Source organism: Mesorhizobium sp. M7A.F.Ca.MR.362.00.0.0, from assembly GCF_004023175.1.
In the GTDB taxonomy this organism is placed as follows: Bacteria; Pseudomonadota; Alphaproteobacteria; order Rhizobiales; family Rhizobiaceae; genus Mesorhizobium.
This window is the reverse complement of sequence record NZ_RZTF01000026.1, coordinates 32,104-37,648: the sequence shown is the minus strand read 5'-3', so window position 1 is coordinate 37,648 and position 5,545 is coordinate 32,104. Positions and strand designations below refer to the sequence as shown.

Below are 5,545 nucleotides of genomic sequence, written 5' to 3'. Positions count from 1 at the left end.
GCAACACCACCACCGGCTCCATCCTGGTCGACATCGTCGATGACATTCCGACGGCGCATGCCAACACCAACAGCGTGTCGGAAGGCGCGCAGGCCTCGGGCAACGTGCTGACGGACGGGACGGCGGACGTTCTGGGCGCCGACGGCGCTGCACCTGGCGGCGCGGTGACGGGCGTGGCAACCGGTTCGAACGTCTCGAACCCGGTTAGCGGCAATCTCGGCGGAGCCGGGATCGCGGGCCAGTACGGCACGCTGGTCCTGGGCGCCAACGGCGCCTACACCTACACGGCCAACGCCAACGCGGTGACCACCAATGCGGTCGATCACTTCGTCTACACCATCACCGACGGCGACGGCGACACCTCGACGGTGACGCTGGACATCACCGTGAACAATGTGACGGTGACGGCATCCGACACCGATGCGCTGGTCAGCGAGAAGGGCCTTGCGACGGGCAGCGACGCAGCCGGCAACAGCGAGATCTTCAACGGCGCGATCACGCCGGCCGGCGGCACCGGCCCGTACACCTATACGCTGACCTCGCCGGCAAGCGGCAGCTACGGCAATCTGGTGCTCAACGCCAACGGCACCTACACCTACACGCTGACCCAGACCTATGACGGTGTGACGACCAACAATGGCATCACCACCGAGCAGGACAAGGACAGCTTCACCTATACGGTGACCGACGCCCACGGCAACACCACCACCGGCTCCATCCTGGTCGACATCGTCGATGACATTCCGACGGCCATATCCCCAGCCTCTGCGGTCGTGGCTAACGGAGCAGGAGCGTCCGTCACGTTCGACCTCGATATCGATGGGGTGCTTACCAACAACTACGGCGCCGATGGTGGAACTGTCATCTTCCCGACGTCGCTCGACGGCACGGCGAGCGGGCTGACCTCCAATGGCGTTTCAATCGTGTATGACGTCTCCGCAGACGGCCACACGCTTACGGGCTTCGCCGGCGCCATTTCTGTGTTTGTTGTCACGCTCGACCCGGCGACGGCCTCCTATTCCGTGGATATGAACGGAGCCGTGGACAGCATAACCACCGTCGATTTCAACGGGGGTGGTTATAATTTCGTTGGCGGCAATGGTGCCTGGGCCGGCTTCAACACATTGGTCAATGACGACAGCAGGGATCTGCTCTTGACGCCTGTAGAAAGCGGCGTCAGTTCAGGAACTCTGAACACAAATGCGAATGAGGGCGGAGTTAGTGGCGGCAATTCGGTTGGCTCAGGCGAGAAAATGCGCCTTGATTATGTCGTGGACTTGACCGGAAGCCCACCGAACGGCAGTTATTCATCGCCATCGACCCATCTCTTCGAGCAACACTACGTTACGAACGGCGCGTCGGCGAAGTTCACCGGCATCTCTTCTTCGTCTGCGGCTCGCTTCGCTGCCTTCGACGATTCCGACACTGGGGGGAACGTGGTGGTTGGCGACGGCGTCCAGGATTCGGTTTCTGCGGTCGCAATTAGCTACAACGGCCAGACAAAGCTGGTGTCGTTCACCGATATTGGTACAACGGCAACGAACGTTACCGTTGGCGGTGAGATATTTACGGTGCATTTTGTCGATGGCGCAGCTGCTGGAACTCAATATGAGGTAGTTGTGGGTTCAATCTTGCAGAACACCTCGATAGCGACCTATACGGCCAACGGGTACAACAGTCTCGAGATTGGATTTGAGTCTGGAGACACTTTCAAGCTGGGAGACTTCGGCGCAGCAGCTTCGACGAACAGCCCGGTGAGCTTCGATCTGCCGGTCAGCGTCGTCGATGGGGACGGCGATACTGCTGCGGGCACCATCGGCATCACGTTGAGCCCGACGGGACAAACCGTCCAGAATCACTCGGCGGATTTGGCTGGAGACCCTCACTCGTATACTTCGACGCTGGCGGCGCCTCATATCATCGGATCGGATTTCAGCGACACGCTGACAGGTGACGGTGCCACCAACGTGCTCTTCGGCGGGCTCGGCAATGATGCGATCAACGGCGGAGCGGGCAATGACACTCTGATCGGCGGCTTCGGCCAGGATACCATGACCGGTGGCACGGGCGCCGATACATTTAAGCTCGACGGTCTCGACATCAAGGATCTCATCGTCGACTACAATGGCGGGCAAGGCGACAAGATAGACCTGACGTCGCTGTTCGACACAGCTCCCGGAGGAGCCAATGTTGGCGATTTCGTGAACTACGATTCGGCGACAGGCACTCTCAGTGTCGATCATGACGGGACCACCGGCGGCGCCAATTTCGTCGACGTGGCGACGCTGTCGAACCTGCCCGCGGCCAACACAATCACGCTGCTCTATGACGATGGCGCTACCCAGCACACGACGACGGCAAATCTGGTGGGTTAACGCCATAGCGCACAACCACGCGACTATGTTATACGTCGCTAATATCTAGGGGAGCTCAATATGAAACGTTCTGCAAGACTGCTTGTTTCCGCTGCGACGCTGTTGCTGGCAGTCGGGTCGACGGGGTATGCCGCCGACATCATCGACGGTCCGACGGGCGACTATTGCCGTGTCGTCGGCACCTCCAACCTGGTGCTGAACGACAACATCGTCGATCTGAAACAGGAGGTTGTGAAGCTGATGGACGAGTCGGTTGCCGTCGCCAACAGCTCGGAGTGGATCAACTCGTCGCGTCCCGTCTTCGTCTGGGCGTCGGAGGCCAAGGTCGCTTGCGGCAAGGCCTATGGCTACCTGAAGACGAACTACAAGGACGAAGACTACCTCAACAAATGCGAGTGTTTTCACGATCGCATGGTCGAGTACATGCACTGACCGGATAGGCGAACCCACGCCTGTTGGCCATCATGACAGCCGACGGATCCTTCCTGAAGGCGGTCGCGGGTGCGATCGTGTTGTTTGGCTTTGTCCAAACGGTCACGCCGGCCAGTGCCAACTGGCTGGAACGACCATCCGTGAAACCACAGCTTTCGTCCGGACTGAAGCAACCGGTGCGCTGTGATCCGGCCACGGAGTGGACCCGGCAGGCTTTCAAGGCATTTGCGAGTTGCCAGGCATCGATCTACGGCCTGGAGCCGATGCTGGCGCATGCGGTGATGGAGATCGAAAGCGGCTTCGACCCCGACGTGCAAGGCGGCGACGGCGAAGTCGGCCTGATGCAGGTGATGCCGGCGACCGCCAGGATGCTCGGCTTTCGAGGTTCCCTCGACGATCTCAGCGCGCCGGCGGCCAACATCGCGCTGGGGGTCAAATATCTTGCACAGGCCAACAGGCTGGCCGCGGGCGATCTGTGCACCACCGTCATGAAATATCGCGCCGGGCACAATGAAAGCCGGTTCTCGGCCCTTTCGGTCCGCTACTGCCAGCGTGCTCGGGCAATCCTGGCAAGGGAAGGCTTTGAAGTGACCGGGCCTTTGCCGGTGGCGACGTTCGGCTTTTCCGCATTTTTGCCGGGCGGAGAGGGCGGAGCCCCTGCCCAATTCTGGCCGGGGAAGGGGGCAAAGGGCGTTTGCGTGCGCCGCGTGTTCGTGCCGGGGCCGCGATACATGAAATGCGCCGACTATCGAAGTGCCGGGCAAGCAAGGCAGATCAGGGCCCTCAGAGGCAGGCTTTTCGGCGGCTAAAAGAACTACAGACGGCATTGCAAGTCCGCCGTAACATGCGTTGAAGACCAGACCGGGAACAATATCCGGCGGCACATAGGGGTGGAGCATTCATGGAAGCTGGCCGACAGGTCCACTGTCCGCGGACATGGGCAATCGCCTTGGCGCTCGCCGCGATCGTGTCGGGCTGCCAGTCGAACGGCGGCGTGTCTGAAGTGCTCGATCCGGCGGCGATTGCCGCGCCTGCCGGGCAGAACGGCGCCGCCGGTGGCGGTCCCGTCCAGGCGACCCAGTCGCTGGGTACCGGTTCGACCAAAGTCACGATGCTGCTGCCGCTGTCCGCCCCCGGAACGGCCGGGGAAAACGGCAGGAAGATGCTCGATGCGACCAAGCTGGCGATGACGGATATCGGCAACGGATTGCTGACGCTGACGATAGAGGACACCAAGGGCGACAGCGCGCAGGCCAGCAAACTGGCGGTAACGGCCATTACGACGGGATCGAAAGTCGTCATTGGCCCGACCGAGCTGCCGGCAGCCCAGCATATTGCCACGCTTTCGGGATCGAAGCGGCCACCGGTTCTGGCGCTTGCCGATAATTTCGCCGGCGGCGCCGGGGTTTATGCCGTGCTGCTTGGCGAAGCGGACAGCGCCGCAGCCGGCGCCGCGGGACTGGCCGCGAAAGGCAGCAAGAAGTTCGTACTGCTTGTCGCGGACAATCCAAACGCCGGCGCCACGGAGAAGCGGGTCGCAAACAGCCTCAGCATCTACGGCGCGGCGCTCGCGGTCACTCTCCGATATTCTGCCGGCGACGGTGGCGCGAAGGCGGTCGACGAAATGGGCTCACTCGTGGACGCCCCCGACGCCGTCATAGTCGCCAGTGGCAATGGCAGTCCGGCGCCCATCCTTGCCGCCCTCAAATCGAAGGGCATTCCGGGAAAGACCATCTCCGTCGTCGGGACGAACCGTTGGCTGGAGCACCCCATGGATCCGCTCTTCGAGGGGGCGTTTATCGCCACGCTCGATCCAAGTGAAACCGGGCCGATCGCCGACCGCTTCAGGACGACATACAACTATCCGGCTGACGTCAATGTGGCCTATGCCTATGATATGGTTGCCCTGACGGCAGGGATTGCCAGCGCGGTCGGGCCTGATGGTTTCAGCAAGAAAGTTCTCGAAAATCCAAACGGCTTTCGTGGCTCGACCGGCCTGTTCCGGTTTCGGGCCGACGGATCCAGCCAACGCTCGATGCCGTTCTATCGGATTGAAAAAGGTGCGCTCAAGCTGGTTGCCAAATCGACGTCGGGTTTCTGACCGGCGCAAATCCCTGAGATCCTGTTCAAGCTGATGGGCAGGCCGGGCCGCAGCCGTTTGGCGATCGCGCTCGGAAGTTTCCTGCTTCTGGCCGGGATACTGCTGATCATTCAGGGCGGGGCGTTGCTTTCGGTCGATCGGCCTGTCCGTGCCCCGTCGCCGGATGTTGGCGATACCCGGCCTATCCGGCCGGTTGCCCCGGTTGCCGGCGCGCAACGCCTGGAGCCGGCGCGCAAGGTTGCTCAAGACCTGATCGCTCCGCCACGGCTTGATCCCGCTGAGATCGAACGGGCCGAGCCCCGTCCGCCACTCAGCGAGCTCGGTCTCGCCGTGCCCCCGAAAACGCCAATGCCCGGGGATTGGCGGGAGGTCTTGCTCTACCGCCCGATTGCCACATCGTCGGCGATGTTCGAAGCCATGGGCCGCAAGGTGGTCATCAGCGGAGTGCGAGGCATCGATCTCGACAGCTCCTGCTCGTTTCATGACGTCACCTGGCCTTGCGGCGTGCGCGCCCGCGCCGTTTTCAATTCCTGGCTGAGGGGACGCGCGCTGCACTGTTTCGTACCGCCGGACGTCGAGCGTTTTGCCGTCGCCGCACCATGCAGGCTGGGCAAGCAGGATGTTGGCGCCTGGCTTG

General features: G+C 61.9%; 5 protein-coding genes. All 5 read left to right on the top strand.

Annotation, left to right across the window (positions count from 1 at the left end; translation table 11 throughout):
* Nucleotides 1–2,375 (top strand): Ig-like domain-containing protein (locus EOC06_RS06200; protein ID WP_128307339.1); only part of this gene is annotated, 2,375 nt, incomplete at its 5' end.
* A 60-nt stretch (nt 2,376–2,435) separates the two neighbouring features.
* The gene (locus tag EOC06_RS06195; RefSeq protein WP_127270682.1) at nt 2,436–2,807 is read left to right on the top strand and encodes a hypothetical protein; all 372 of its coding nucleotides are present in this window, start codon (nt 2,436–2,438) and stop codon (nt 2,805–2,807) included.
* A gap of 32 nt (nt 2,808–2,839) precedes the next feature.
* Complete coding sequence (locus EOC06_RS06190; protein ID WP_128307342.1) at nt 2,840–3,616, top strand: lytic transglycosylase domain-containing protein; 777 nt, start codon at nt 2,840–2,842, stop codon at nt 3,614–3,616.
* A 92-nt stretch (nt 3,617–3,708) separates the two neighbouring features.
* Complete coding sequence (locus tag EOC06_RS06185; RefSeq protein ID WP_128307338.1) at nt 3,709–4,908, top strand: ABC transporter substrate-binding protein; 1,200 nt, start codon at nt 3,709–3,711, stop codon at nt 4,906–4,908.
* 57 nt (nt 4,909–4,965) lie between these two features.
* Nucleotides 4,966–5,545: thermonuclease family protein (locus EOC06_RS06180; RefSeq protein ID WP_245469365.1), on the top strand; the 580-nt coding region annotated here is incomplete at its 3' end.